Raw genomic sequence first — 26,446 nt, 5'->3', positions numbered from 1 at the left:
TTATGGATATTGAATTAGAGAAACTCGAGATAGAAAAATGGATTATGGAGACTGATGATCCAGTAATGTTAAGAAAAGTTCGAGAGATTCTTGAAAAAGGATTAAATAAAAATTCTACTGAAATTAAGAAAGACATAAAATAAATCATGAAAGGACCATTATTTTATTCAAAAATATTACTTTTTGGAGAGTACGGAATCATCCGCGATTCAAAAGGGCTTGCTATTCCTTATAACTTTTACAATGGCGCTTTGAAAAAGTCGGAAGAACCTTCAGACGAAGCCATTGCTTCAAATAAAAGTTTGAGAAGTTTTGCTTCTTATCTTGAAGTCTTACACACACAGCAGCCGGATTTGGTTACTTTCGATTTAGAAAACCTTAAAAATGATGTCGAAACCGGAATGTATTTCGATTCTAGTATTCCGCAGGGATACGGTGTTGGAAGCAGCGGTGCACTTGTAGCGGCTATTTATGATAAATATGCAACAAACAAAATCACTGTTCTAGAGAATTTGACACGTGAAAAGCTCTTGCAATTAAAAAATATATTTTCTCAAATGGAGAGTTTTTTCCACGGAAAAAGTTCTGGTTTAGATCCGCTGAACAGCTATTTGAGCATTCCAATTTTAATTAATTCTAAGGATAATATTCAGACAACTGGCATTCCGACTCAAAGTTTAGACGGAAAAGGTGCTGTGTTCTTGTTAGACTCTGGAATTATTGGAGAAACAGCTCCAATGATCAGCATTTTTATGGAAAACCTAAAAGACAAAGGTTTCCGTGCCATGCTTAAAAACCAATTCGTAAAATACACAGACATCTGCATTGACAACTTCCTGCATGGCGACATGAAGTCTTTGATTGGCAATACTAAAAAACTTTCTAAAGTTGTTTTAAATAACTTCAAACCAATGATTCCCGAACAATTTCATGCTATCTGGCAAAAAGGAATCGACACCAACGATTATTACCTAAAACTTTGTGGTTCTGGTGGAGGCGGTTATATTCTTGGTTTTACAGAAGATTTAGAACGTGCAAAAGCCTCTCTAAAAGACTTCAAATTAGAAGTTGTTTATCAGTTTTAATTCCCTTAAAAGCCGAAGTTATTTGAGTAGATTTTTATAAGTTTTCATCCTAAAAAGTTATTTATTATGAAAAGTATTTTTAAAATAATCAAAGCAACTTTTTTAGGAGGAATTCTTTTTCTGGCACCTTTAGTGGTATTGCTTGTGATTCTGGAAAAAGGATACGGCATTATTCAAAAAGTCACATTGCCTCTTGTAAGCAATTTACCAAAAGTACATGTTTTAGGAGTTGCGCTTCAAGAACTTATTGGAATACTCATTATTATTCTTATATGTTTTATTGCTGGTTTACTGGCAAGAACTCCTAAAGCACAAGAACTTATCCGGAAACTAGAAGATGGAATTTTAAGTTTTGTTCCAGGATATTCATTTATGAAAAGCATGAATGAAAACATTATGGGAATTGAATCTAAAGAAGATTTAAAAGTAATTCTCGTTCCTACCGATGCAGGCTTACAGTTTGCTTTTTTAATTGAGCAAATAGATGATAATAACTTCACTGTTTTTGTTCCAGATGCTCCAAATCCGTGGAGCGGTTCTGTAGTTTTTGTGGAAAAAAAAGATATCAAAGAAATTGATATGACTCAAAAACAAGCCTTGGCCTGTATTCGAAAATTAGGCTTTGGCTCTAAAGAATTGTTAAAAAATAAACTCTAAATTTTTAAAACCAAAAATATCCTTTAACTTCCCTTATCTAAACCATCACAAACCTTATCTATGCTGAGCAGACAACATAAACTTTTAATAATGAAAATTGTCAGTTTGTTTTCTGTTGTCAGAGGTTACAATATTCCAATTATCATTTTAGCACAATATCTGTCTGCTATTTTTATTCTTGCTCCGGAAATCAGAGCGTTGGATATTCTGCTTGATTTTTATTTGTTTCTTATTGTTTTCGCTTCAGCTGTTACAATTGCTTCCGGTTATATTATCAATAATTTTTATGATAGCCAGAAAGACTTAATAAACAGACCCAACAAATCAATGCTGGATCGCTTGGTTAGTCAAAAAACAAAATTGAATGTTTATTTCAGTTTAAATTTTCTTGCTGTTTTAATGGCTTCTATAGTGTCTTGGCGCGCTTTTTTATTCTTTTCTGCCTATATTTTCATGATTTGGTTTTATTCGCATAAAATAAAAAAGTATCCAATAATCGGAAATCTAATGTCGGCATTACTTGCTGTTACGCCATTTTTTGCCATTTTATTGTATTTCTATAATAAGGTTTCATTTGAAGAAATTGAGAACCACATGAGTCATTTTGTAGTGATTTCGGCGCATGCCGTTTTCTTGTTTCTACTTTTATTGATTCGTGAAATGATAAAAGATCTCGAAAATCTAAAAGGTGATTTGGTAAGCGATTATAGAACAATTCCAGTTTTGTATGGCGAAAAAATCTCAAAGCAAATTATAACTGTTTTAACACTGCTGACTATTTTGCCTGTTTATATTTTGGTAAACATTTACGATGTGGGTTATATGGACATTTACTTTTATGTCTGTTTTGGAGTTTTACTTTTCTTCTTGATTTATTTATGGAAGTCTGATTCTAAAGAGCAATACTTAAGACTTCATAATGTTTTGAAATTCCTTATTGTCTCTGGTGTCTGCTGTATAGTTCTGATTAATCCGAGTGTTTTGTGGCATGGAAGGGAATTGATTTCTAATTACTAACGTTTTTTATTCCGCAGAGATTCACAGAGGTTTCTCAAAGATTCACAAAGTTTTTTAGAGAGCTTTGCACAGCAACAAAAAACTTATTGTTTTTTGACGCTACCGGTACTTATACTACAATGTGAACACAAAAAATTAGATTGATTTTCGCCACAAATTCCACAAATTTTCACAAATTACAATCTCTAAACTGTTAGTGTAATTAATTTCAGTACTAAGAATTCGTGTTTTTTTACTTGTCTATCGAGATTACAGTTTCAGCAGATTCTTTTTTTGTGTGACTCTGTGCAAACTTTTTGAATCTCTGTGAAATAGCACGCCCTCAATATATTTAAAAGAAGCCTATTGTTTGAAACTAGCCCCGATTGAAGTGGAAATCTTTTTATTTTTTTGCTGCCAAAAAAATAAAAAATTGGGAACGGAAAGCGGGAAACCATGTCTCAAAAAAACACCAAATGTATTGCTTCCAAAACCCTTAGAACAAAATGCTATTAATCTAAGAACATTGAACTTAGGATTTATTAGCAGGAAAAAACTATCTTTGCACAAATTAATGATTTTATGAACAACAAGGAAGGCAATAATAAGAGAGGCGGATCAAGACCAAACAGCTCAAGATCAAACTCTAGTAAGCCAAAACCTCCTATGGCTAAGCGTGCGCAAGGGCCGAAAAAAGTGAAACCTGAAGTTAAGGCAGCGCAGGAAGCAGCAGCTGAAAAATTAAGAAAGCAAAATACTCCAGCAAAGAGACAAAAAGCTTCTGACGAAATTCGTCTGAATAAATACATCTCGAATTCTGGTGTTTGTTCTCGTCGCGATGCTGACATTTATATTCAGTCTGGAAACGTTAAAGTTAACGGTGTTCCTGTAACTGAAATGGGGTATTTGGTAAAATTAAATGATGTGGTCAACTTTGACGGTGTTGTTTTGACTCCTGAAAAGAAAGAATATATTTTATTGAATAAACCTAAAAACTTTACAACCGCGCTTGATGAAGGTCAGGAATATCGTAACGTTCTAGAACTTGTTCGTGGTGCAACCAATGCAAAAATTGCTCCTATTGGAAGAATGGATAAAAATACGACAGGATTATTAGTCTTTACAAACGACAACGATATGATTCGTAAGTTTACGCTTCCAAACCAAAAGTCTCCTAAAATTTATCAGGTTTCTTTAGACAAGAATTTGAAATATGAAGATTTAGAAAAAATTGCCAAAGGTCTTGTTTTGGACGGACACCGCGTTTTTGTTGAAGAAGTAAGCTATATTGATAACGAACCTAAAAATGAGGTTGGTTTAAAATTACGTACTGCAAATGTAAAAGTGGTACGCTCTATTTTTGAGTCTTTTGACTACAATGTATTGCGTATTGACCGTGTATCATTTGCTGGTTTGACTAAAAAGAATCTTCCGAGAGGAAACTGGCGCTTCTTGACCGATCAAGAAATTATCAATTTGAAAAACATGTAATTGTTTCTCTAATTAAAATTATACTAAATCCTATTTTCTTTTGGAAATGGGATTTTTTTATTTTAGAAACTAAAGAAATTGTGTCCGAAAAGTGTAAAAATTGATCTTCCCATAGACTGGCTTTTTTCTTCGACTGTTTCGTGACATGAGAAACCAAGGATAATTTTGATTCCGGGCGGAATACTGTTTAAGATATCTCTTTTTTGATCTTCAAGAAGTAATTTTAGGCTTTCTAATAATTGAAGATTATTTCTTAAGTAAGACATTACTAGAAGTGCTGAGAAGTTAAGTATTTCTCTGGCTGTTTCGCTTTTGATTCCAACTTCATTTGAAACCATTTCTGAAATTCTTCCTTTTTTATTTGTGAACAGTTCTTTTAGATAAGTGTTTCCTTCTAAACGGTAGCAGTCGTCAACTGATAAGATTCTGCCTGCATTAAAATCGATTTCCTGATAAAAAGTCGAATCTTCTTTCATCATCGAGACTATTTCAGTGTAGAAATCAGCTTCTTCGGCTTTGTTGTAGAGTCCCATTAGAATTGTACCGATTGAGACATCAATTCCCTTTATCAAAAGAGCATCATTTTCAAAATAAAACTTGTTTAACTTGGAGACAACATTAGATGAAATAAAACGTCTAAGTTCAATTTGTAGGTTTGGGGTCATACGTTTAACTTATTTAGGGGAAACAATTATTTAAACTTATTCAAAATAACCGACAAAGTGAGGCTTTTTATCGTTTATCGTGATAAAAATATAAAATATATTAACATTTCCAAAAAATAAGTTAAATTTCCAGAGGTCTTTTTTTCAAGTTTTTAACATTCTAAATTGATAAAAGCAGTAAACATAAAGCTTGGCGCAACGTAAAAGACAGAAAATTATTTTTAAAATTTTAAGAGTTTTTTTAAAAATTTAAAAAACATAAGAAAAAACTCAAAGTCAAATTAACTATATTAGAAAATTAGTGCGCGATTCTGCCATAGAACGGTAAGAAAAATACCAAGGTAAATTATCGAAAAAAGGAAATTGACAAAACTAGAAGCCAAAAATCCAATAAGAGAGCCTGTTGCGGCCTTTATGGCTCTTTTATGATTTCGCGAATCGTATAATAACTCGCCGATAAGCGCTCCTAGAAATGGCCCAATGATAACACCAAATGGAATTGGGGCTAGAATTCCAACAATTAAACCAATGTTGGTTCCCCAGACTCCATAGGAACTTCCACCAAATTTCTTAGTCCCTTTTGCTGGAATTATATAATCTAAAATAGTTATGATAATCATTAAAATAAAAGTGATTGCTAAAACCCAATAATTATTTTCGACTGCCTTAGTAAGATATAAAAGCAATAGTCCAATCCAACAGCTTGATAATCCTGGCAAAACAGGAATAAAACTCCCGAAAATCCCAACGATTACACATATAAAACCTAGTAGTACTAAAAGTAAATCCATAATAATTTTGTAAATTTGCACTTACAATTTAAGCAATTTTAATAATATGCGAACGCTTGTAAAAATAGTTTTCTTATTCTTCTTTGTATTTGCTTTGAACGAAAATACAATAGCTCAATCTAAAAAACTTTCTGCAGACGACAAAGTTTTGCAGGATAGTCTTTACAACGGAAACAAGAAAAAAGTCATGAATTTTTCGATGAAAGATTTTGACAAGCTGTTTTTTGATTTTTTCAGTAAAAAAAATGATCCAAGCGTCCTTATGACAAAAACAGAGTTTTATACTTATACTGTTCAAATAGCTGCTTTTTCGGACAGACTTGTTAAATTATACCCTGATCAAAAGGAAGTTGCAGAGAAAAACAAAGAAAATTGGCTTTCTGAAAACTATGAAGATTATTTAGAATACAAAGCATCTCAAAAAAAATAATCGTATTTTTGTTCCTTCATTCAATTCTAAAACTTTGAGGCAGTTTTTCCCTATTTTTATTTGTATTCTTTTTAATTCTTGTCAATATTTTGAGAAGCAGGTTCCTTCTGAAAAAGAATTGCTTCAAAAAGAATTAAAATCGATCAACTGGAAAGAAGTAGATGAATTTCCGTCTGTTGCAAACTGTGAAAAAATTGCTGATAAGAAGCTGCGCCAACAATGCTTTTTTGAAGTGATGTCGAATCTAGTTCAGGAAAAACTGAATGTTGATACCTTATCTATTTTATATCCAGAATTGGATACGATCGAAGTAAAAGTAACTGTTTTTCCAAACGCCACGATTAAATTTGAGCCTCAGTTCCCTAAAGATTCTGTAACTTATGACACCATAAAAATTGATAGTATTTTACACGCTCGTTTGGTTGATTTTCCAAAAATAAATCCTGCGATAAAACGTGGAGTTCCTGTGAAGACACAGTTTATTCTTCCAGTTATCTTAAAAGCAAAAGACTAGTTTTTTTTACCATACAAGTGATATAAGTTCACTTAAACTTCAGTAAAACTTATAAATTTTAGGGATTCATTTAACTTAAATCTCTTATATGACTTATATGGTTTGATTTATTTTATGAAACGTCGATCCTTCCATTCATAAGAACCAAACAAACTATACAGTGCTACAAATGAACTAAAAAACGGATAAAACAAACTGCTTAACAACAGACTTTTTATTCGAGTTTTAGTTAAAAATTGATTGGTTATTGCTAATAAAATAAAGTCGGTTACAAACTTAGAAAAAGCAAATAAAACCAAAATTGGATAACTTAGAATTCCGAAGAGAAATAAGAAAAAACTAACCACTAAAGTTAGATTTCCAAAGAAAACAATTAAGCCTAAAAACTTCCCAAAAGTGCTTTTATACGAACTGGTTTTGGCCGCCCAGCGTACTCTCTGGTAAAAAAGAGCTTTCCAAGTTTCGGTTGGTTTTGTGACAACAATGGCTTCCTTCGCTTTTAAATAATGAACTTCATTTGGAAATTTCTCAATTGCTTTTTGCAGTAAAAAAACGTCGTCGCCGCTGGCAATTTTATTGTTTCCTTCAAAACCGTTTAGATCTTCGAACAATGATTTTGTGTAGGCAAAATTAGCTCCATTGCACATAAAACCTTTTTTAATTCCAAAACTTCCAATTGTGGCGCCTTGCAGACTTGTTAAATCCAATTGCTGGAAATGATCTAAAAATGAATTCTTGCATTGGTATGAAACTGCTCCAGCAAGCATCGAAGCTTTATGCTGCTGCATGTAATTATCGTAAGTTAAAAGCCAGTTTTGAGGAACAATGCAATCGGCATCTGTTGTAATTACCCAATCGGTTTTTACTTGCTGCATTGCTGTTGTAATCGCATCTTTTTTAGGAGATTTTGAAACCCGAACGTTCTCAATTATCGAAACTTGAAACTTAAAACTTGAAACTTGAAACTCTTCCTTTGAAGAATCATCAACTAAAATCACTTCAAATAAATCTGTGGGATAATTGAGTTTCGAAATACTATTTAAAAGATTGGGAAGATTTTCTTTTTCATTCCGAAACGGAACTATAATCGTAAAACTCGTTTTCGGTTTTAAATCTGTTTTTTGATATTTTTTGATTTTGAAAAAACCATAAATCAGTAAACTAATACTAATTACATAAAGGATCAATATTCCAGATAAAACAAAAATCATTCTGTCGTTTTAGTTTTAAAATTCAGCACAAAATAACTTCCTAAGACTACTGGCAGCACCACATTCAAAAACCACATTAAAGTACTTATAAAAACTACTATCCATTCATTAACACCCAGAATTCCGAAGAAATACATAGCTACACTTCCTTTTACGGCAAAGTCTAAAAATTGAAATGTTGGCAATGACGAAGCCAGAAAATAAACCGATGTTACAGTTGCAATTAGAATGGAATAAGGTAAATCGACATCAAAAGCCAGAAACAAAAAGTAATACTGATGCGAAAAAACCAAATACCGTAAAATTCCTAAAACAATATTTTTTCGATGAACCGTTTTCGGAATTTCATTGATTTTATGAATCAGTTTTTCAATCGAATATCCTTTGATTTTGATCTTTTTTAAAGAGAACAAAACAATCAAAAGCAATACAAATCCGCCAAACAAAATGGCTACTGTTTTGGTTGTAATAACGTGGTATTGTGCATTGAAATACATCAATCCAAATATTCCAAAAATGACCGTTAAAATCATCTGGATTCCGTTGCAGATTAAGTTCAAAAAAACAACTCTTTTAGCTTCCGATTTTGGATAATACAATGCTTTTCCAGCGTACTCTCCTACTCCGTTTGGTGTGAAAATTCCAGCTGTCAACGCGGCTAAAACCTGTTTTGTGGCTTCGTAAACCGATATTTTATGAATGACCTGAGCGAGATTCTGCCACTTCAATATCTCGAAATAGCGGTTCAAAACGCTCAAAAGCAATATAAATGAAACTCCTAAAACCGATTGGTTTTTACGGAATAAAACAATGAATTTCTGCCAGTCTAACTTATCGTTATTAGCCAACTGGTTGTAGATAAAATAAAAAGCACCGCCAACAATCAAAAGTTTAGCCAGAAGAACTAGGAATTGCTTAGCTTTGTGAGGAATTGAAATCATGCCGCAAAAGTAACATAAAGTATTGTAATAATGCTATTCCACAAAGATTCTCAAAGCAAACGCAAAGACACACAGAGAAATTCAAAAAACTTTGTGAATCTCGGTGTAATATTAGTGTAACTTGGCGTAATAACTTAAAAATTGACAAAAGAACGCATCATATTAGGTATTGACCCTGGAACCACAATTATGGGTTTTGGATTGATTAAAGTCACCAATAAAAAAATGGAATTTCTGCAATTAAACGAATTGCAGCTTTCCAAATACGATAATCATTACCAAAAATTAAAAATCATTTTTGAACGAACTATCGAATTAATCGAAACGCATTGTCCTGATGAAATTGCGATTGAAGCGCCTTTCTTTGGCAAAAACGTACAATCGATGTTAAAGCTTGGTCGTGCACAAGGCGTTGCCATGGCGGCGGGACTTTCAAGAGATATTCCGATTACAGAATACGAACCTAAAAAGATAAAAATGGCGATTACCGGAAACGGAAATGCCAGTAAAGAACAGGTTGCCAAAATGCTCCAACAGCTTTTAGGTTTAAAAGAATTACCAAAAAACCTCGATTCAACAGATGGTTTAGCTGCTGCAGTTTGTCATTTCTTTAATTCAGGAAAAGTAGTGGTTGGAAAAAGTTATTCAGGATGGGATGCTTTTGTGAAACAAAATGAGGAACGAGTTAAGAAATAGTTTTCAGTCTCGGTCGCAGTTTTCAGTAGTAACTGAAACTGAGACTTAAAACTGAGACTGAACACTGAACACTAAAAAATGAGCGGCATCTACATTCACATACCATTCTGCAAGCAAGCTTGTCATTATTGCGACTTTCATTTTTCGACTTCGATGAAAAAGAAAGACGAGATGGTTTTGGCTTTGGCCAAAGAAATTGGAATGCGTAAAAATGAGCTTCTCGACTCCGCTCGAAGTGATAATGAGATAATAGAAACCATCTATTTTGGTGGTGGAACTCCTTCTGTGTTATCAAATGACGAAATCAACTTTTTAATTTCAGAAGTTTATAAAAATTATAAAGTTGTAAAAAATCCTGAAATTACGCTTGAAGCCAATCCAGATGATTTATCTGCAGAACGAATCTTTGAATTATCAAAAAGTCCAATAAATCGTCTAAGCATTGGAATTCAGTCTTTTTATGAAGAGGATTTACAGCTGATGAACCGCGCTCATAATTCGGCGGAAGCCAAAAAATGCTTGGTAGAAGCAACCAAATATTTCGATAATATTTCATTGGATTTGATTTACGGGATTCCTGGATTGAGTGATGAAATGTGGAGACAGAACGTTCAAACAGCTTTGGATTTCGGTATTCCGCATATTTCAAGTTATGCTTTGACAGTTGAACCGAAAACAGCTTTAAGCAAATTAATTCAAACCGGAAAAATAGCTGAACCGCAAGATGAAGTGGCTTCGAATCACTTCATGATTTTGGTGGATACGCTTCAAAAAAATGGCTTTATTCATTACGAATTATCCAATTTTGGTAAAGAGAATTATTTCTCCAAAAACAATTCGGCTTATTGGCTCGGCAAAAAATATATCGGAATCGGGCCTTCGGCACATAGTTATGACGGCGTAAAAAGAGGCTGGAATATTGCTAATAATGCATTGTATTTAAAAGCAATTCAAAACAATGAACTTCCTATTGAAACTGAGGTTTTAACGATTTCAGATCGTTATAATGAATATATTATGACAGGATTACGAACCATTTGGGGTGTTTCTTTGGAAAGAATTGAAAAGGAATTTGGTTCGGAATATTTGAATTATCTGAAAAAACAATCTCAAAAATTCTTAAACGACGATCTGCTTTCCATTAAAGATAATATTTTAAAACCAACTCCAAAAGGAAAATTTTTAACGGATGGAATTGCTTCAGATTTATTTTATTTAAATTTGGAAGACTAAAAATTGGACGCTGATAAAACGGATGCAAGCAACGCTGATAAATCCGTAGAATCCGCGTTAGAATATCCGTAAAATCCGTGTTCCAAATGATTGCAATTATTGACAATAAATATCATATCGACTTATCAAAACCCATTGATATCTCTATTCCATTAACTAATACCGATGAAAATCCAATTGCTTGGTATATTGAAAAACCAGTAATTGAACCTGTAGTTTTTGGCGATTGGATTGGAAAAGTTTCGGAAGGAAAATCATCTACCAATTTCAATAATATTTTCTTCAATCCGCATGGGCATGGAACGCACACGGAATGTCTAGGACATATTACAAATGATTTTTACAGCATCAATCAATCGCTTAAACAGTTTTTCTTTTTTGCTAGATTGATTACAGTTGAACCTGAAAAAATTGGGGATGATTTTGTGATTACGAAAGAAAGCATTTCGACTTCGCTCAATGTGACAAATACTTCGAGTACGCCTAGCGTGACAAACGAGGCTTTAATTATAAGAACTCTTCCAAATCAAAAGGAAAAAAAGTCGAGAAAATATTCGAATACCAATCCGCCGTATTTGTCTGAAGAAGCTGCGATTTTCATCCGCGAAAGCGAAATTCAGCATTTATTGATTGATTTGCCAAGTGTGGACAAAGAACATGATGAAGGCAAATTATTGGCACATAAAGCATTTTGGAATGTAAAAGATACAGTAAATCTAAATCCTGACGCAAGATTAAATGCTACAATTACGGAAATGATTTATGTCCCAGACGATATCGAAGATGGAAATTACATCCTAAATCTTCAAATCGCTTCTTTTGAAAACGACGCAAGCCCATCAAAACCAATTCTATATAAAATTACAGATTGTAGATTTTAGATTACTCTACTGCAAAAAATCTAATATCTGAACTCTAAAATCTAAAATTAAAATGATTACTGTTTCAACAGATAAAACCAAACTCGACGTTCCGTTTATACAAAACTTCCTAAAAGATATTTATTGGGCTGCCGGACGAACTATTGAAGAAGTCCAGCGCACCATTGATGCTTCGGTTTGTTTTGGAATTTATTTAGATGACAAACAAATTGGCTTTGCACGTGTGATTACCGATTATGTCGTTTTTGCCTATTTAATGGATGTTTTTATTGATAAAGAACATCGCGGAAAAGGCTATTCGTCAATTCTAATTGAAACAATGATGAAGGAACCACAATTACAAGAAGTCAAAATCTGGCGATTGGCGACAACTGATGCTCACTTTTTATATGAAAAATTCGGATTTACAAAACTGAATCATCCTGAAAAGATGATGGAAAAAATAATCAAATGAAAACAGTCTTAAAACTTGAGGAAGTTGCTTTATTTGTTCTCGGAATATTTCTTTTTAATCGTTTAAGTTATGATTGGTGGTGGTTTCTAGTTCTAATTTTAGCTCCCGATTTGTCTATGATTGGATATGCTTTTGGCAATAAAACCGGTGCATTTTTATACAATCTATGTCATCACAAAGGAATTGCACTTGTAATTTATGGCATCGGATGTTATTTAAGTATGGAAAGTATTCAATTAATAGGAATTATTTTATTTTCGCATTCAGCAATGGATCGAATTTTCGGTTACGGATTGAAATATGAAAAAGGTTTTAAATACACGCATTTAGGTGAAATTGGAAAATAAACAGTTATGAATTTAGAAACGTTTTACGAATATTGTCTATCGAAAAAAGGGGCTAGCGAGCATTTTCCTTTTGATGAAGACACTTTGGTTTTTAAAGTAGGCGGAAAAATGTTTGCTTTATCTTCTTTATCCCAATGGGAAAAAAGCGAACAGTCGGTCAATTTAAAATGCGATCCCGACCGCGCACAGGAACTCAGAGCAGAATATGACGAAATACAACTTGGATTTCATATGAGTAAAGTGCATTGGAATACGATTGCTTTAAACGGAAATTTACCTGTAAAATTTGTCAAGGAATTGATTGATCATTCGTATGATTTGGTTTTCAAAAGTTTGACAAAGAAAATTCAGAATGAAATTATTGACTCGAGGTAAAATTTTTTACCGAACTGGCGGAGCAATTAGAAAATTAGGCATTACATTTGCATGGTAAAATCAAAACTTAAAAACCCGAATCCGTTTGCAAATTAGCAATTTATAGCATCATGAAAGAACAATTTAAAAAATTTCTGAACGAAGAACAAGATCCAAAAGCGATTGAAAAAATCACTTCTAAACTTACAGATTTATTGATGAAAGGTGAAGAAATTGGTTATATCGCAGTACAAAAAAAACCTGCAATTACTGTTTTCCCTGACAGTATTGTAGTAACAAACAAACGTATCATTATCTGTGAACCTAAAAACTTAGGTCTTTCAATGGATTTTACAGATTATGCTTGGGACGATATAGCAAGTACTTTTGTAAAAGAAAATATCTTGGGTTCTGAATTTTCATTTGGCACCAAAACAGATTTAGCGGTTACTATCGATTATATCCCGAAAATTCAAGCTAGAAAAATTTATACTTACGCTAAAGAACAATTGGATTTATTAAAAAATCCTGTTAATACTGCAACTCCTGTTCAGGAAGTTGTTGAGCCAGTATACGAAGAGGAAGAAGAAGCTGAAGAAGTTGAAGAAATAGAAACAGAAGAAGTAACAAGTTTTGCTGAAATCTTACCTGCAGCTCCTGTTGTTACAGAAACTTACGAGCCACTTCCAACGCAGCCAACACAACCGGCTGGAGAACGCAGATTAAGTGATTTATCTAAAGAAGAACTTTTCGACAAATTACAGAACTACAAAAAACTTCTTGATAATGGTTTAATCATGCAGGGAGAATATGATGCTTACAAAAAAGAAATTTTAAGTTATATGTAATCTTAGTACAAAGTTCAAAGTACAGAGTACAAAGTTTTATCAGCTTTGTCTAAAATAAAAATAAGCCCGAAATAGAATATCTATTTCGGGCTTTCCATTTATAACTTTGTGCTTAAAAACTTTGCACTTTGTACTTATTTACAAAGTCGCTTTCTGTTTTTCTACAAATTTATGTGATTGCAATTCCAATAACTCTTTTGCATTCTTTCGCTGTAAATCAAATAATCCTTTATCTTCTGCAATATCAGCGTATACTCTATCATGCATTTCTGCACTGGTTTTCACTAATAATTCGCGTTGGTATTTATTTTGTTCCAAAGTCGCTTTCATTGCGGTTTCGGCTTCTTCCTGCTTGAAATCGAATTCTCCTTTTGGAGCTAATAATTTAGCGATAATCGGCGAAGTTTCTATTGCTAAAAACAACAGCATAATGAAAAATGACGGAAGCCAAGGTAGTTTGTTCAAGGCATTAATACGTGCCATTAATCCGTCGAAACCCTCAATAATAGGCTGAGTCTGCGAAACTTTTTTATCTAGATCAGCTTGAAGCTGTACGCCTGCTTTCTCTTTTTCGGCAATTTTGGCTTCGTTTGTCTTTTTCAGCGTTTCGAATTCTTTTAAAGCGGCATCGTGTTTTTCGCGTTTTTCTTTATAAACTGGTCCTTTTCCTAATTTCTTAGTTCCGGTAGTTCCTTCGGCTTCGGTAATATAAACCGAATACAAATCGTTTACTTCCTTTTCTTTCTTTACAATGTCAGCTTTTAGAGCAGCAATTTCGGCCTTATTTTTATCTAAATCTGTTTTGAAATAAGTCCCAATTTGTTTTTTATTGGCCAATTCCATTTCATTTTTCTCTTTCAATAGAACAGTATTGATTTCTTTTTCGAAAATTTTAATTTCCAAAGGTTTCGAAATAACAATCGCAATAATAACCGCCAATATAATACGAGGTGTTGCCTGTAGAAATTCATCTAGAAAACGATCTCTTTTTTTAATAGTAGAAACGATGAATCGGTCTAAATTGAAAATCAACAAACTCCATACAAATCCAAAAATTAAAGCGGGATAAATAGAATCGAAAACGGTAAAAAGTGCATAAGCGCTGGCTAAGAAAGCCATAACTGCTGTAAAGAAAACGGTGGCTCCAATTCCAACATATTTGGTTTGTTCGCCTTCTGAGCAGTCTTTCAAGAGATCACGGTCGACTCCTGAACATAGGATAAAAAATTGTTTTAACATGATTGATGATTTTTGATTAATGATGATACGGCAAATTTAACGCCAAATTTTCAATTACAATCAAAATATCATTTTTCTTTTCGCTGGAAATCAATTATTTGAAGCTTTCATGTTATTTAAAGATTAATAAATCTTAACACAACGAGGTTAATCATAACACTATGTTAATTTTTTTTCAAGGGTTTAGTAATAATAGGGTTCTAGCTTCGCAACCAAAATAAAACCAAACACACACAATGAAAAAATTTTATCTATTAACAGCATTCTTTTTATTAGCCTTTACAGGTTTTGCTCAGAAAGCGATTATATCTGGAAAGATATTAGATGCCGATGACAAACTGCCTCTTCCTGGAGCTATGGTTCAAATTGTAGGCGAGAAAAAATACACCGTTTCAGATTATAACGGTCGTTTTGAATTATTGAATATTAACGAAGGAACTTATCAAGTTGAAGTAAAATATATTGGATATACTACTTTAACTCAAGAAATAAAAGTAGAGCAAGGAAAAAACAATGTAATTGATTTTGCTCTTAAAGCTTCTGAAAATGAATTGAAAGAAGTTATTGTCGGAGACATCTTAAAAGGTCAGGCAAAAGCACTGAATCAGCAGAAGAACAACAAAAATATCGGAAACGTAATTTCTTCTGATCAAATGGGACGTTTCCCAGACGCTAACGTAGGAGACGCTTTGAAACGTGTTCCTGGTATCACAATGCAGAATGACCAAGGTGAAGCTCGTAACATTATCATTAGAGGTTTGGCTCCGTCTTTAAACTCTGTTACTTTAAATGGTGACCGTATTCCATCTGCCGAAGGAGACAACAGAAACGTACAAATGGACTTAATCCCATCTGATATGATTTCTACAATTGAGGTAAACAAAACTCTTACTCCTGATATGGATGCAGATGCAATTGGAGGTTCTGTAAACTTAATTACAAGAGCAACGCCAAACGGAGAAAGAATTTCTGCAACTCTTGCTGGAGGATATTTACCAATTCGTGACCACGCTTCTTACACTGCTGGTTTTGTTTATGGTAATCGTTTTATCGACAATAAATTAGGAGTTGTAGTGAGCGGTTCTTACAACAATGTAGATTACGGTTCGGATAACATCGAAAACGAATGGGTTAGAGATGAATTTGGAAATGATTATTTACAAGCAGCTGAAATCAGAAAATATGACGTACAGCGTATTCGCCGCAGTGGATCTATTGCTTTGGATTATAAATTCAACGAAAACAATACGATTTTTGCTAATGCAATCTACAACTGGAGAGATGATAGAGAAAACCGTTTCAGAACGACTTACGATGATATCGAAGCTATTTATGACGGAGAAACTATTACAGGATTTGAAGGTCGTGTAAAACGTCAATCTAAAGGTGGTGTAGATAACAGCCGTAACAAAAACAGAAGATTAGAAGATCAAAGAGTGCAGAATTATTCTCTTCGTGGAGAACACTTAATCAATTCTACTTTAGATTTAGACTGGTCTGCCAACTATGCAAAAGCTAGAGAATACCGTCCGGGTGAGCGTTACATCGAATACCGTCAAAAAGGTTTAGAGATGTTTCAGGATTTATCTAACCCAAGATTTCCTTTATTGACAACTGCTGGGGAATCTACAGACGAATTTGCATTTGATTCGGTTACTGAAAACACAGACGAAACTAGCGAAAGTGAATTTGGAGCTAAAGTAAACATCCGTTTTCCATTCTCTGTAATTTCAGGAGAAAAAGGAAGATTGAGAACTGGTCTTAGACTTCGTTTAAAAGAGAAAGAAAGAAACAATATGTTCTATTCTTATACTCCATTAAATGATGATATGGAATTATTATCACAAGTTCCAACAAGTTATTATGATGGAAAAGATTTTAATCCAGGAAGTAAATATGTGCCAGGAACTTTTGCTTCTGCAAACTATTTAGGAAGTTTAGATTTAAACAATTCTACTTTATTCGAAAAAGAAACTGATCCAGCTGAATATTTAGCGGTAAACTATAACGCTAAAGAAAGAATTACTGCTGCTTACGTAAGATGGGATCAGGATTTTAACGATAAACTTTCTATGGTAATGGGAGTTCGTGTTGAAAATACTCATATTGATTACACAGGAAACCGTGTATTAGATGAAGAAGAATTAGAAAGTAAAATCAACAATACCAACTCATACACAAATGTATTGCCAAGTATTTCATTCCAATACAACGCAACAAAAGATTTAGTTTTAAGAGCTGCAGCTACAACGGCTTTAGCAAGACCAAACTACTATGCATTGGCTCCTTATGTAAATAACATTGCTGCTGATAAAGAAATTACAGCTGGTAATCCAGATCTTGATGCAACGTATTCATATAACTATGATTTCATGGCAGAGAACTATTTCAAATCTGTTGGTTTGATTTCTGGAGGTGTTTTCTACAAAAGATTAAATGATTTCATTTACAACTACAGCGACAATCAATATACTGATGCAAAATTTGCTGCAGATTTTCCTAATCAGTCCAACCCAATTCCAGCGGGAGAAAACTGGTCATTTTTACAATCAAGAAACGGAGACAAAGTGGATGTTTACGGATTTGAAGTTGCTTTCCAGCGTCAGTTAGATTTCTTGCCAGGAAAATTCTTAAAAGGTTTCGGTATCTATTTGAACTATACTTATACACAGTCTAAAGCTAGAGGAATTGCTGACGAAGACGGAAATGAAAGAAACGACATCAGCCTTCCGGGAACAACACCTCACATGTTTAACGGATCTTTATCTTGGGAAAACAAACGTTTCTCTGCAAGAATCTCAACAAACTTTACATCTGATTATTTAGATGAATTAGGTTCTGAGTCTTACAAAGACAGTTATTATGACAAGCAGTTTTTCTTAGATGCAAATGCTTCTTATAAAATTACTCCAAAACTTCGCCTTTTTGCTGAAGCTAATAACTTAACAAACCAACCGTTACGTTACTACCAAGGAGTTGCTGCACATACAAAACAAGCTGAATATTACCAAGCTCGTTACAATTTCGGATTGAAATTAGACTTGTAAGCTACGATTTTAAAAATTCTTAAATTAGACAGAGTTTTGCGCTCTGTCTAATTGCATTAAAATATATCACACAAAATGAAAAATAAATCTTTAGTCGCTCTTTTACTTTTAAGCCTTTCATTTACAGCTTGTAAAGACGATAAATTAGCACCAGTGCAGCCAAATGCGGTAAAACCTACTGTAGTTACAGAAGCTTTACCTCACGATACAGACGATCCTTCTATTTGGATCAATCCTACAGATGCTTCAAAAAGTATTATTGTAGGAACAGATAAAGACACAGACGGAGGTTTGTACGCTTTTGATTTGAATGGAAAAATCCTTAAAAAATCAATCCCATTAAAACGTCCAAACAATGTGGATATCGCTTACGGATTGATCATTGACGGAAAAAAAGTAGACGTTGCAGTTACTACAGAACGTGAAAGCAACAAAATCAGAATTTTCAGTTTACCCGATTTAGAACCAATTGATAACGGCGGAATCGAAGTTTTTGAAGGAGAAGCACAGCGTGATCCAATGGGAATTTCTTTGTACACACGTCCAAGCGACCAAAAGATTTTTGCTATCGTAGGAAGAAAAACAGGTCCTTCTGGAACTTATTTATGGCAGTATGAGCTTTCTGGAAACGGAAAATTTGCTGCAGCAAAAGTAGTTCGTAAATTCGGAACTTACAGCGGAAAGAAAGAAATTGAAGCGATTGCCGTGGATAACGAATTAGGTTTTATTTACTACTGCGACGAACAAGTTGGAATTAGAAAATACAAAGCAGATCCAGCTTTAAATAATAATAAAGAATTGGCTTTCTTCGGTCAAAAAGATTTCAAAGCAGATCACGAAGGAATTGCGATTTACAAAAAAACAGATTCTACAGGATACATTTTGGTGTCTAACCAGCAGGCAAATTCGTTTATGGTTTATCCTAGAGAAGGCGCAAACGGAAACCCAAACAATCATCCATTGTTAGCTGAAGTTCCAACTTCAACAATCGAGTGCGATGGTGCCGATGCTACAAGCGTAAACTTAGGGCCAAAATTCAAAAACGGACTTTTTGTAGCCATGAGCAACGGAATGACTTTCCATTATTACACTTGGGATTTGATCCAAAAACGCATCGACGAAGCAAAAAAATAAACTTTCAGGTTTTTCAGTCGCAGTTTTCAGTGTTCAATTTATTTTTTTTCTGCGGCTGAGAGCCAAAACAAAAAAAGCTGTTCTTAACGAACAGCTTTTTTATTTTGAATTAAATAATTCCTTTTATTCTGTAATTGGTGCTCCTGCTAAGATTTCAGCATTTGCAAACTCTTCAAATTTGGCGAAGTTAGCTTTGAATTTCTGAGCTAATTCTAACGCTTTTTTATCATAAAGATCTTTGTCTTCCCAAGTATTTCTAGGATTTAGAATCTCTTCTGGAACATTAGGGCAAGATTGTGGTTTTGCTAATCCAAATACTTTGTGATCTACATACTCTACATTGTCTAATTCGCCTTTTAAAGCAGCAGTAATCATAGCACGAGTATATTTTAGTTTCATACGGCTTCCTGTTCCGTAAGGGCCACCTGTCCATCCTGTATTGATCAACCAAACTTTTACGCCTGCATCTTTCATTTTTTTGCTCAACATTTCAGCATAACGCGTTGGATGTAAAGGCATAAATGGTGCTCCAAAACAAGCAGAGAAATTAGGCTGTGGCTCTGTTACACCTGCTTCTGTTCCGGCAACTTTCGCTGTATATCCAGAAATAAAGTGGTAAGCCGCTTGGCCTGGAGTTAATTTTGAAATTGGAGGCAGAATTCCGAAAGAATCAGCCGTTAAGAAAAATATATTTTTAGGATTATGTCCTACCAAACCTGGCTGTACATTATCGATATGTGTAATTGGGTAACTTACACGAGTATTTTGTGTGATCGAAACATCATCGTAATCTACTTCGTTTGTTCCTGCTTTGAAAACCACATTTTCTAAAAGAGCTCCTTTTTTGATTGCTCTAAAAATGTCCGGTTCATTTTCTTCTGTTAAGTTGATTACTTTAGCATAACAACCGCCTTCGAAATTGAAAACCGTATTTTCGTTTGTCCAGCCGTGTTCATCATCTCCGATTAATTTACGTTCCGGATCAGCAGATAAAGTTGTTTTTCCAGTTCCTGATAATCCGAAGAAAATTGCTGTATCTCCATCTTCACCAACATTGGCGCTGCAGTGCATTGGAAGTGTATTTTTGAAAACTGGAAGGATAAAATTTAAAGCAGAGAAAATTCCCTTTTTCATTTCTCCTGTATATCCTGTTCCGCCAATTAAAGCGATTTTTTTAGTAAAATCTAAAATTGCGAAATTAGACTGACGTGTTCCATCAACAGCAGGATCTGCCATAAAACTTGGAGCACATACTACCGTCCATTCTGGAGTAAAATTAGCCAGTTCCGATTCTTCTGGCCTTAAGAACATATTGTAACAGAACAAATTTGACCAAGCTGTTTCGGTTACAACACGAACATTCAGTCTGTAATTTGCATCAGAGCATACATAAGAATCACGAACAAAAACTTCTTCTTTGTTGGATAAAAATGCTGTTACTTTATTGTATAGCTTTTCAAAAGCTAGAGGATCAAACGGGATATTTACATTTCCCCACCAAACTTGATCTTTTGTAATATCGTCTTTTACGATAAAACGATCCTGTGGAGAACGGCCTGTAAATTCGCCTGTATTAATTGCTAACGCTCCGGTAGAATTTTCGACACCTTGCCCTGACTGCAAAGTAATCGCATGTAATTCATCTGCAGATAGTTGGTAACGAACTTTTGCATTTTCAATTCCTAAGTCTTTTAACGAAATCGATTGCGCGAAAACTGTATTAGTGTCCATAAATTTAAGTTATGTTGTGGTTTTTTGTTTAAAGCAAAATTACAGATTAATTCTTATTCCTCTTAAAATAATTAAATTTCACTTTGATTTATATCAAAAAAGAAAAATTTCACTTTAAAATTTACAAAAAGAAAAAAATAACCGCTTTTAATTTACTTATTTACAACCTTCTGACGGAATTTGTTATATTATTTCCGTTTTACAACAGAAAATAGAAAAAATTCACATAATGAAGATTATATGTTATTTATGAGACAAAATTAAAGATTAATTCTTAGACAGAATTTTTTTTTCGGGATTTTATGATTTTCGCTTCAAAATCGTAAAGAATAATAGCGCCCAACCAATAATTAATAGAAAACCACCTATTGGAGTTGCGAATACTATAATTTTAGAGTAAAACAAAGTGTAGTCTTTTGTAGCAACTAAATAAATTGAACCGCTAAAAAGAATAACTCCAGCAACTACTAAATTATAGATCCATTTTACTGTTTTTTCGGCAATGTCTTTTTGTGTAGATAAAAAGAAAAGAAAAAGAGCGTGGTACATTTGGTAACGAACACCCACTTCAAAAGTATTTAATTGATCAACTGAAAGATATTTTTTTAATAAATGAGCTCCAAAAGCACCCAAAATAATAGCTAACATTCCTATAAAAGCTCCAGTAAGAACAAGTTTTCTTTTCATGATTTATATCTTTTGAAATTTGAAACAAAAATACTTCAAACAAACTAAAAAATCGCTTTCGACCCAACATTATTTAGAACAAAATCAGATTATTTTTTTCTGAAATTGAAAAATATATTCAATTTTATTTAATTAAAATTGTTATATTTGTAACATTTAAATATATTTGTGTTAAATATTTAAGACATGAGAAACGTTTTAATAATTGGAGCAGGAAGATCTGCCTCGTCATTGATTCGATATTTATTATCCAAATCTAATGAAGAAAAACTGCATATAACTGTAGCCGATCTTTCATTGGAGTTAGCGAAAGCGAAAACGCACAATCATCCAAATGCTACTCCGCTTGCCTTAGATATTTTTAATGCTGAAGAAAGAAAAACGGCAATTCAAAATGCTTCAATAATTATTTCGATGCTTCCGGCACATTTGCATATCGAAATCGCAAAAGACTGTCTAGAATTTAAAAAACATTTGGTTACTGCTTCTTATATCAGCGATGCGATGCAGGCTCTGAATGATGAAGCCATAAAAAACAATCTGATTTTCATGAACGAAATTGGTCTTGATCCGGGAATCGACCACATGAGCGCCATGAAAGTAATTGACGAAATTAGAGCAAAAGGCGGTAAAATGCTGTTGTTTGAATCTTTCTGCGGCGGACTTGTAGCGCCTGAATCTGACAATAATTTGTGGAATTATAAATTTACTTGGGCACCAAGAAATGTAGTTTTGGCCGGACAAGGCGGAGCTGCAAAGTTTATTCAGGAAGGCACTTATAAATACATTCCGTACAGCGCTTTATTTAGAAGAACTGAATTTCTGGAAGTAGAAGGCTACGGAAAATTTGAAGCGTATTCTAACCGTGATTCCCTTAAATACAGATCGATTTACGGTTTAGATGATATTCTGACTTTATATCGAGGAACTATTCGAAGAGTTGGTTTTTCAAGAGCTTGGAACATGTTTGTACAACTCGGAATGACCGATGATAGTTATGTTATTGAAGGCTCTAAGAATATGAGTTACCGTCAGTTTATCAATTCTTTTCTTCCTTATCATCCAACAGATTCAGTAGAAATCAAAACGAGATTGATCTTAAAAATCGATCAGGACGATATCATGTGGGACAAACTTTTGGAACTCGATTTATTTAATCCAAACAAAAAAGTAAATCTTCCGAATGCCACTCCAGCACAAATTTTACAAAAAATCCTAACCGACAGTTGGGCTTTGGAACCAGATGATAAAGATATGATTGTCATGTATCATAAATTCGGATACGAACTAAATGGCGAAAAGAAACAAATCGATTCTAAAATGGTCTGCATTGGCGAAGACCAAACCTATACCGCAATGGCGAAAACGGTGGGACTTCCGGTTGCGATTGCGACACTGTTAATCTTAAACGGAAAAATTACAACACCTGGAGTTCAGCTTCCGATAAAAAAAGAAGTTTACGAACCAATATTAAAAGAATTAGAAGAGTACGGAGTTATTTTTAACGAACAAAAAGTACCGTATTTTGGATACAATCCAGATTTATTTTAGTCTGGATGCTGCATTTTTTTTTAGAATTTTATTTAATTAGTTTTTTAATTTTATCCGCTTCTTTGATGCAAAAGAAGCGGATTTTTTTATTTCAAAGATAATTTAGGTGGTTTTTAATTTCCAAAAATGGTTGGTGGGAAATCCATTTTCTGATACCTCCCTTTTACTACCTTATACTTTTTTGGTGTTTCTTCAGCTTGAATTGTTATAGGTAAACTGTACAGAACCCGAACCGGCTGCCCCATTTGAGAACCTGGAATCCATGTTGGAGAAAGTTTTAAAGTTCTAATCGCTTCTTCACCTATTCCGTAACCCAAATCTTTTACAATTTTAAATTCAGATAAGCTACCATCTTTTTCTACTATAAACTGTACGAATATCTTTCCGTCAATTTTATTCTTTGAAGCTTCCTCTGGCATTTTAAAATTTTTACCAATGAATTTATAGAATTCAAGTACTCCGCCTGGAAACTCCGGTTTTACCTCTATTGGATCTACAATAACATCGGTCGAGTTTGTCCCATCATCATTTGAAGACGGCGAAGGAACAGTGCGATTTTGATTTGCCATCGATTCCTTATTTTTATTTTCCGGAATCACGTTTTTATTTTTATCCTTTGAAACAACAGCAGTTTTAGCTGGAGTCGTTTCAGTAGTAACCTCAACCGATTTCACTTCTTTTTTAGATTCCTGTGCCACAGTTTTAACACATAAAAGAACTATTAAAGTCGTAAATACAGGAATAACGGCAATTTTTCTGAAGAATGCCCCGTTTTTTGAAGTGCTTTTTGTCATCATAATTAATCGTTTTTTTGTTACTAAATAATTCAAATTACTGGCCAAGTAAATCGTTTGATTGCCGCTTCCTTTTTGCAAAAGCAAATTTTGATAAAATGGAACATCATTATATTCTTTCACTATTTCCTGATCGGCAAGAAATTCATGATTAAGCTGCATTGCTTTTTTATAAAAGATAAAGAGTGGGTTAAACCAAAAAATCGTCTTTAAAAACTCAACAAACAAAATATCCAGCGTATGTTTCTGAGTTACATGAACCAATTCATGTGTATACAATTCTGCTTCAATATTTCTGTTTTTATAATCATCGGAGTTGACAAAAATATAATTCAAAAAAGTATGAGGCAGGATTTTGTCATCAATCAAAACCAATTTTGAATTCTTAAAGTTTACAATTGGATTTCTATTTGATTTTGATAGGATTTTCCAAATATTGCTGCCAAATCTAATCGTCATTAAAGATGTGACTAATCCATACAAACTCCATAAAAAAATCAAGATGTAATCAATCTTCTCTTCAATTCGAATTTTAGTAACCGTAGCCTCATCCATACTGATTTGGCTTGATATATTCACAGGAACTTCTTTAATAATTTCAAATGAAATAAAAGGAACCACGAACGAAACTATAATTGAAAAAAGTAAAAAGAATCTATTAAATTGATGCATTTTTTCCCTTTCCAATATCCAATGATAAAAAATCAGGAAAACGCTTAATGCAATCGTCGATTTTATAAAAAAGGCTATCATTTTTTCTTTTTTTGAATTTCCGAACCAATTATTTTTTGATCTTTATTTGCTTTTTTCATGAATGTCTGAGCTATATATTTAGGAGAATTATTCAACATTTCAACCTTAGCTGTTTCCAGATTTTTTTGAAATTTTTCGCGTGTAATTCTCGTTTGCTCTTCTGTGGGCTGTCCTTTTATCCAAGTAGTTTTAAACTCTTTCTTGGCATATTTTTGAGGGAATTTTTCTAATCTATATTTTTTAAAAAACTCTTGAGTATATAAGTAATAGGTATTGGCTTCTTTACTTGTTTTTTCGAATTCCAAATTTACTTTTTGATCAGAAAAATAAGCAATCTCATTTCTTTTTAGATCATTTAAACCTGAATTACGGATTCTTTTATTATTAAGCCAAATAATATATTGGCTGTTATTTTTCCATTTTTCGAATTGACTTTCACTTGGCATTTGTTTACTAATAGATGGAGTTGAATAGGCTCCTAAATATTTTCTTTTAGTAGCTCTATCCAGATTTTCATAAATCTCACTTATTTTATTATTCTCTATCTGATCATCAATCGTTATTCTGGTTCCTGAATAAATATAATCCCTTCTCTTATCTTGCAGTTCTTGTGACTTTGACAATTTAGAAGGAAAAAAGTCAACACATAAAGTAACAATAAGTCCCGTAAACACTATAATGATCACTGATTTTATCATTACAGCTTTTGATTTTGATGTGATTTTTGTCATCATAATAAGTCGTTTTTTGGTTGCTAAAAAATTTAAATTACTCGTTAACAAATTAGGCAGTACAATACTCGTTTTATTTAATAACAGATTTTGATAAACAATGACATTAGAATGTTGGGACAATACGTTTTCATCTGCTAAAAATTCATGATTGAGCTGAATTGCTTTTTTATAAAAACTCAAAACAGGATTGAACCAAAAAATAATCTTCAAAACTTCAATGAAAATCACATCGATGGTATGTTTTTGTTTTACATGGGCAATTTCATGCGTAAATAATTCTTGTTCTATTTCCCGATTTTCAAAATCTTTCTGGCTGATATAAATAGTATTCCAAAAAGTATAAGGCAAATTATTTTCTGAAAGCAAAACCATTCTTGTATTCTGATGCAGTATAATTTTAGACTCTTTGGCTTTATGTGTTATCGTATAAATGTTATAAATAAATCGAAAACTTAGTAGCAATGTAATTACAATATAAGCTACTTCTAAAACAGAAACCCAATAATTAACTTGTAAATCTGTTTTGACATTTGTCATTTCTGCCTGAATCGGAAGCTCTTTATTTGTTATTGTTTCTAACGGAATTACATTTTTATACACTGCAGGAATCTCTCCTTGAACTTCAAAAGATATAAAAGGAACTACCATCGAAAACAACAAACTCAACAGTAAAAAATATCTGTTAAAACGAAACATTCTTTCTTTTTCAAGAAACAAATGATACATAGCCAACAGAATACAGAGGCTAATTGTCGATTTAATTAGAAAGTCAATCATTTTTTCTTTTTTTGAATTTCCGAGTCAATTATTTTCTTTAGATCTTCCAGTTCTGAAGCCGACAAATTAGTTTCGGTCGTAAAAAAAGAAGCAAACTGTGAAGCCGAATTATTGAAGAAATTACTAATAAGTCCTTTCACATGTTTCGAAAAATAATCTGTTTTTTTTACTAACGGATAATATTCACGTGAATTTCCAAATTCATTGTATGCTACAAATTTCTTGTCGATCATTCGTTTCAAAAGCGTCGCTACCGTTGTTGTAGCTGGTTTTGGCGCTGGATATGCTTCTAATAAATCTTTCATAAAAGCCTTTTCCAGCTTCCATAAATGTTCCATTAATTGTTCTTCTGCGTTTGATAATTGCATTTTGTTTAATTTTATAAGTTGCTGCGATTTTAAGACC

General features: G+C 33.2%; 27 protein-coding genes. 17 read left to right on the top strand and 10 right to left on the bottom strand.

Going from position 1 to position 26,446, the window contains the following annotated elements; all coding sequences use genetic code 11:
• Window positions 1-2 precede the first annotated feature (2 nt).
• The 5 genes from P2W65_RS07295 to P2W65_RS07275 all read left to right on the top strand — a co-directional run bounded on the left by P2W65_RS07295 (window position 3) and on the right by P2W65_RS07275 (window position 4,229).
• Window positions 3-143, top strand: a complete 141-nt coding sequence (locus P2W65_RS07295) for a hypothetical protein (RefSeq protein ID WP_289664557.1) — start codon at window positions 3-5, stop codon at window positions 141-143.
• A 3-nt stretch (window positions 144-146) separates the two neighbouring features.
• On the top strand, window positions 147-1,085 hold the full coding sequence (locus P2W65_RS07290; RefSeq protein WP_289664556.1) for a mevalonate kinase family protein: 939 nt from the start codon (window positions 147-149) through the stop codon (window positions 1,083-1,085).
• Window positions 1,086-1,151: 66 nt separating this feature from the next.
• Complete coding sequence (locus tag P2W65_RS07285) at window positions 1,152-1,742, top strand: DUF502 domain-containing protein (protein WP_179002606.1); 591 nt, start codon at window positions 1,152-1,154, stop codon at window positions 1,740-1,742.
• Between the two features lie 60 nt (window positions 1,743-1,802).
• Window positions 1,803-2,759 carry a geranylgeranylglycerol-phosphate geranylgeranyltransferase gene (locus P2W65_RS07280; RefSeq protein ID WP_179002607.1) on the top strand — a complete coding sequence of 319 codons (957 nt, stop codon included), beginning with the start codon at window positions 1,803-1,805 and terminating at the stop codon, window positions 2,757-2,759.
• A gap of 561 nt (window positions 2,760-3,320) precedes the next feature.
• Window positions 3,321-4,229, top strand: coding sequence for a pseudouridine synthase (locus tag P2W65_RS07275; RefSeq protein ID WP_179002608.1), 909 nt, complete (start codon window positions 3,321-3,323; stop codon window positions 4,227-4,229).
• 62 nt (window positions 4,230-4,291) lie between these two features.
• Here P2W65_RS07275 and P2W65_RS07270 read toward each other — a convergent pair whose 3' ends face one another.
• Window positions 4,292-4,894 carry a DUF937 domain-containing protein gene (locus P2W65_RS07270; protein ID WP_179002609.1) on the bottom strand — a complete coding sequence of 201 codons (603 nt, stop codon included), beginning with the start codon at window positions 4,892-4,894 and terminating at the stop codon, window positions 4,292-4,294.
• A 290-nt stretch (window positions 4,895-5,184) separates the two neighbouring features.
• The gene (locus P2W65_RS07265; protein WP_289664555.1) at window positions 5,185-5,685 is read right to left on the bottom strand and encodes a DUF456 domain-containing protein; all 501 of its coding nucleotides are present in this window, start codon (window positions 5,683-5,685) and stop codon (window positions 5,185-5,187) included.
• Between the two features lie 46 nt (window positions 5,686-5,731).
• Between P2W65_RS07265 and P2W65_RS07260 the strand changes: the two genes are divergently transcribed.
• Window positions 5,732-6,115, top strand: a complete 384-nt coding sequence (locus P2W65_RS07260; protein WP_289664554.1) for a hypothetical protein — start codon at window positions 5,732-5,734, stop codon at window positions 6,113-6,115.
• A gap of 34 nt (window positions 6,116-6,149) precedes the next feature.
• Window positions 6,150-6,629 (top strand): hypothetical protein, encoded by a 480-nt coding sequence (locus P2W65_RS07255; protein WP_289664553.1) that lies wholly within the window; start codon window positions 6,150-6,152, stop codon window positions 6,627-6,629.
• A 107-nt stretch (window positions 6,630-6,736) separates the two neighbouring features.
• Here P2W65_RS07255 and P2W65_RS07250 read toward each other — a convergent pair whose 3' ends face one another.
• Complete coding sequence (locus tag P2W65_RS07250) at window positions 6,737-7,840, bottom strand: glycosyltransferase family 2 protein (protein ID WP_289664552.1); 1,104 nt, start codon at window positions 7,838-7,840, stop codon at window positions 6,737-6,739.
• Window positions 7,837-8,781 carry a lysylphosphatidylglycerol synthase transmembrane domain-containing protein gene (locus P2W65_RS07245; RefSeq protein WP_289664551.1) on the bottom strand — a complete coding sequence of 315 codons (945 nt, stop codon included), beginning with the start codon at window positions 8,779-8,781 and terminating at the stop codon, window positions 7,837-7,839. Before P2W65_RS07245 ends, P2W65_RS07250 begins: the two co-directional genes overlap by 4 nt.
• Before the next feature lie 141 nt (window positions 8,782-8,922).
• Between P2W65_RS07245 and ruvC the strand changes: the two genes are divergently transcribed.
• The 7 genes from ruvC to P2W65_RS07210 all read left to right on the top strand — a co-directional run bounded on the left by ruvC (window position 8,923) and on the right by P2W65_RS07210 (window position 13,594).
• On the top strand, window positions 8,923-9,477 hold the full coding sequence (gene ruvC, locus P2W65_RS07240) for a crossover junction endodeoxyribonuclease RuvC (protein ID WP_289664550.1): 555 nt from the start codon (window positions 8,923-8,925) through the stop codon (window positions 9,475-9,477).
• A 78-nt stretch (window positions 9,478-9,555) separates the two neighbouring features.
• A complete protein-coding gene (gene hemW, locus P2W65_RS07235) occupies window positions 9,556-10,710 on the top strand; it encodes a radical SAM family heme chaperone HemW (RefSeq protein ID WP_289664549.1) in 1,155 nt (384 codons plus the stop codon).
• A gap of 86 nt (window positions 10,711-10,796) precedes the next feature.
• Complete coding sequence (locus P2W65_RS07230) at window positions 10,797-11,591, top strand: cyclase family protein (RefSeq protein WP_289664548.1); 795 nt, start codon at window positions 10,797-10,799, stop codon at window positions 11,589-11,591.
• 52 nt (window positions 11,592-11,643) lie between these two features.
• Complete coding sequence (locus P2W65_RS07225; RefSeq protein ID WP_289664546.1) at window positions 11,644-12,045, top strand: GNAT family N-acetyltransferase; 402 nt, start codon at window positions 11,644-11,646, stop codon at window positions 12,043-12,045.
• Window positions 12,042-12,392 (top strand): DUF4260 domain-containing protein, encoded by a 351-nt coding sequence (locus P2W65_RS07220; protein WP_289664545.1) that lies wholly within the window; start codon window positions 12,042-12,044, stop codon window positions 12,390-12,392. Before P2W65_RS07225 ends, P2W65_RS07220 begins: the two co-directional genes overlap by 4 nt.
• A gap of 6 nt (window positions 12,393-12,398) precedes the next feature.
• Window positions 12,399-12,767: an MmcQ/YjbR family DNA-binding protein gene (locus tag P2W65_RS07215; protein WP_289664544.1), complete on the top strand. Its 369-nt coding sequence runs from the start codon at window positions 12,399-12,401 to the stop codon at window positions 12,765-12,767.
• A 110-nt stretch (window positions 12,768-12,877) separates the two neighbouring features.
• Window positions 12,878-13,594, top strand: a complete 717-nt coding sequence (locus P2W65_RS07210) for a PH domain-containing protein (protein ID WP_289664542.1) — start codon at window positions 12,878-12,880, stop codon at window positions 13,592-13,594.
• A gap of 138 nt (window positions 13,595-13,732) precedes the next feature.
• On the opposite strand, the gene P2W65_RS07205 is transcribed toward P2W65_RS07210, so the two are convergent.
• Entirely contained in the window at window positions 13,733-14,833 is a 1,101-nt protein-coding gene (locus P2W65_RS07205) for a DUF4407 domain-containing protein (protein WP_289664541.1), read from the bottom strand.
• A gap of 236 nt (window positions 14,834-15,069) precedes the next feature.
• On the opposite strand from P2W65_RS07205, the gene P2W65_RS07200 reads away from it, so the two are divergent.
• Together P2W65_RS07200 and P2W65_RS07195 are read left to right on the top strand one after the other, a co-directional pair.
• The gene (locus tag P2W65_RS07200; protein ID WP_289664539.1) at window positions 15,070-17,880 is read left to right on the top strand and encodes a TonB-dependent receptor; all 2,811 of its coding nucleotides are present in this window, start codon (window positions 15,070-15,072) and stop codon (window positions 17,878-17,880) included.
• A gap of 75 nt (window positions 17,881-17,955) precedes the next feature.
• Complete coding sequence (locus tag P2W65_RS07195; protein ID WP_289664538.1) at window positions 17,956-19,014, top strand: phytase; 1,059 nt, start codon at window positions 17,956-17,958, stop codon at window positions 19,012-19,014.
• A 123-nt stretch (window positions 19,015-19,137) separates the two neighbouring features.
• Here P2W65_RS07195 and pckA read toward each other — a convergent pair whose 3' ends face one another.
• Window positions 19,138-20,745, bottom strand: coding sequence for a phosphoenolpyruvate carboxykinase (ATP) (gene pckA, locus P2W65_RS07190; RefSeq protein WP_289664537.1), 1,608 nt, complete (start codon window positions 20,743-20,745; stop codon window positions 19,138-19,140).
• A 300-nt stretch (window positions 20,746-21,045) separates the two neighbouring features.
• The gene (locus tag P2W65_RS07185; RefSeq protein WP_289664536.1) at window positions 21,046-21,432 is read right to left on the bottom strand and encodes a DUF423 domain-containing protein; all 387 of its coding nucleotides are present in this window, start codon (window positions 21,430-21,432) and stop codon (window positions 21,046-21,048) included.
• A gap of 186 nt (window positions 21,433-21,618) precedes the next feature.
• On the opposite strand from P2W65_RS07185, the gene P2W65_RS07180 reads away from it, so the two are divergent.
• A complete protein-coding gene (locus P2W65_RS07180; RefSeq protein WP_289664535.1) occupies window positions 21,619-22,983 on the top strand; it encodes a saccharopine dehydrogenase family protein in 1,365 nt (454 codons plus the stop codon).
• Between the two features lie 113 nt (window positions 22,984-23,096).
• Here P2W65_RS07180 and P2W65_RS07175 read toward each other — a convergent pair whose 3' ends face one another.
• Genes P2W65_RS07175 through P2W65_RS07165 form a run of 3 tightly spaced genes read right to left on the bottom strand, consistent with a single transcriptional unit; the run spans window position 23,097 to window position 26,409 of the window.
• Entirely contained in the window at window positions 23,097-24,530 is a 1,434-nt protein-coding gene (locus P2W65_RS07175) for an energy transducer TonB (RefSeq protein WP_289664533.1), read from the bottom strand.
• Window positions 24,527-26,041, bottom strand: coding sequence for a M56 family metallopeptidase (locus P2W65_RS07170; protein WP_289664531.1), 1,515 nt, complete (start codon window positions 26,039-26,041; stop codon window positions 24,527-24,529). Before P2W65_RS07170 ends, P2W65_RS07175 begins: the two co-directional genes overlap by 4 nt.
• Entirely contained in the window at window positions 26,038-26,409 is a 372-nt protein-coding gene (locus P2W65_RS07165) for a BlaI/MecI/CopY family transcriptional regulator (RefSeq protein WP_289664529.1), read from the bottom strand. The genes P2W65_RS07170 and P2W65_RS07165 overlap by 4 nt, the downstream gene beginning before the upstream one ends.
• Window positions 26,410-26,446: the final 37 nt, after the last annotated feature.

The organism is Flavobacterium panacagri, from assembly GCF_030378165.1.
GTDB classification, from domain to species: Bacteria; Bacteroidota; Bacteroidia; order Flavobacteriales; family Flavobacteriaceae; genus Flavobacterium; species Flavobacterium panacagri.
Note: the sequence above shows the minus strand (reverse complement) of the source record. Positions and strands in the feature narration are given on the sequence as shown.

Bases quoted from the DNA above. Each gene is read 5' to 3' on its own strand.
- P2W65_RS07275 (WP_179002608.1), top strand. From the start codon at position 3,321: ATGAACAACAAGGAAGGCAATAATAAGAGAGGCGGATCAAGACCAAAC.
- P2W65_RS07220 (WP_289664545.1), top strand. From the start codon at position 12,042: ATGAAAACAGTCTTAAAACTTGAGGAAGTTGCTTTATTTGTTCTCGGA.
- P2W65_RS07180 (WP_289664535.1), top strand. From the start codon at position 21,619: ATGAGAAACGTTTTAATAATTGGAGCAGGAAGATCTGCCTCGTCATTG.
- P2W65_RS07250 (WP_289664552.1), bottom strand. From the start codon at position 7,840: ATGATTTTTGTTTTATCTGGAATATTGATCCTTTATGTAATTAGTATT.
- P2W65_RS07225 (WP_289664546.1), top strand. From the start codon at position 11,644: ATGATTACTGTTTCAACAGATAAAACCAAACTCGACGTTCCGTTTATA.
- pckA (WP_289664537.1), bottom strand. From the start codon at position 20,745: ATGGACACTAATACAGTTTTCGCGCAATCGATTTCGTTAAAAGACTTA.
- P2W65_RS07200 (WP_289664539.1), top strand. From the start codon at position 15,070: ATGAAAAAATTTTATCTATTAACAGCATTCTTTTTATTAGCCTTTACA.
- hemW (WP_289664549.1), top strand. From the start codon at position 9,556: ATGAGCGGCATCTACATTCACATACCATTCTGCAAGCAAGCTTGTCAT.
- P2W65_RS07270 (WP_179002609.1), bottom strand. From the start codon at position 4,894: ATGACCCCAAACCTACAAATTGAACTTAGACGTTTTATTTCATCTAAT.
- P2W65_RS07285 (WP_179002606.1), top strand. From the start codon at position 1,152: ATGAAAAGTATTTTTAAAATAATCAAAGCAACTTTTTTAGGAGGAATT.
- P2W65_RS07295 (WP_289664557.1), top strand. From the start codon at position 3: ATGGATATTGAATTAGAGAAACTCGAGATAGAAAAATGGATTATGGAG.
- P2W65_RS07185 (WP_289664536.1), bottom strand. From the start codon at position 21,432: ATGAAAAGAAAACTTGTTCTTACTGGAGCTTTTATAGGAATGTTAGCT.
- P2W65_RS07280 (WP_179002607.1), top strand. From the start codon at position 1,803: ATGCTGAGCAGACAACATAAACTTTTAATAATGAAAATTGTCAGTTTG.
- P2W65_RS07210 (WP_289664542.1), top strand. From the start codon at position 12,878: ATGAAAGAACAATTTAAAAAATTTCTGAACGAAGAACAAGATCCAAAA.
- P2W65_RS07165 (WP_289664529.1), bottom strand. From the start codon at position 26,409: ATGCAATTATCAAACGCAGAAGAACAATTAATGGAACATTTATGGAAG.
- P2W65_RS07175 (WP_289664533.1), bottom strand. From the start codon at position 24,530: ATGATAGCCTTTTTTATAAAATCGACGATTGCATTAAGCGTTTTCCTG.
- P2W65_RS07230 (WP_289664548.1), top strand. From the start codon at position 10,797: ATGATTGCAATTATTGACAATAAATATCATATCGACTTATCAAAACCC.
- P2W65_RS07245 (WP_289664551.1), bottom strand. From the start codon at position 8,781: ATGATTTCAATTCCTCACAAAGCTAAGCAATTCCTAGTTCTTCTGGCT.
- P2W65_RS07205 (WP_289664541.1), bottom strand. From the start codon at position 14,833: ATGTTAAAACAATTTTTTATCCTATGTTCAGGAGTCGACCGTGATCTC.
- P2W65_RS07290 (WP_289664556.1), top strand. From the start codon at position 147: ATGAAAGGACCATTATTTTATTCAAAAATATTACTTTTTGGAGAGTAC.
- P2W65_RS07265 (WP_289664555.1), bottom strand. From the start codon at position 5,685: ATGGATTTACTTTTAGTACTACTAGGTTTTATATGTGTAATCGTTGGG.
- P2W65_RS07170 (WP_289664531.1), bottom strand. From the start codon at position 26,041: ATGATTGACTTTCTAATTAAATCGACAATTAGCCTCTGTATTCTGTTG.
- P2W65_RS07215 (WP_289664544.1), top strand. From the start codon at position 12,399: ATGAATTTAGAAACGTTTTACGAATATTGTCTATCGAAAAAAGGGGCT.
- P2W65_RS07260 (WP_289664554.1), top strand. From the start codon at position 5,732: ATGCGAACGCTTGTAAAAATAGTTTTCTTATTCTTCTTTGTATTTGCT.
- P2W65_RS07195 (WP_289664538.1), top strand. From the start codon at position 17,956: ATGAAAAATAAATCTTTAGTCGCTCTTTTACTTTTAAGCCTTTCATTT.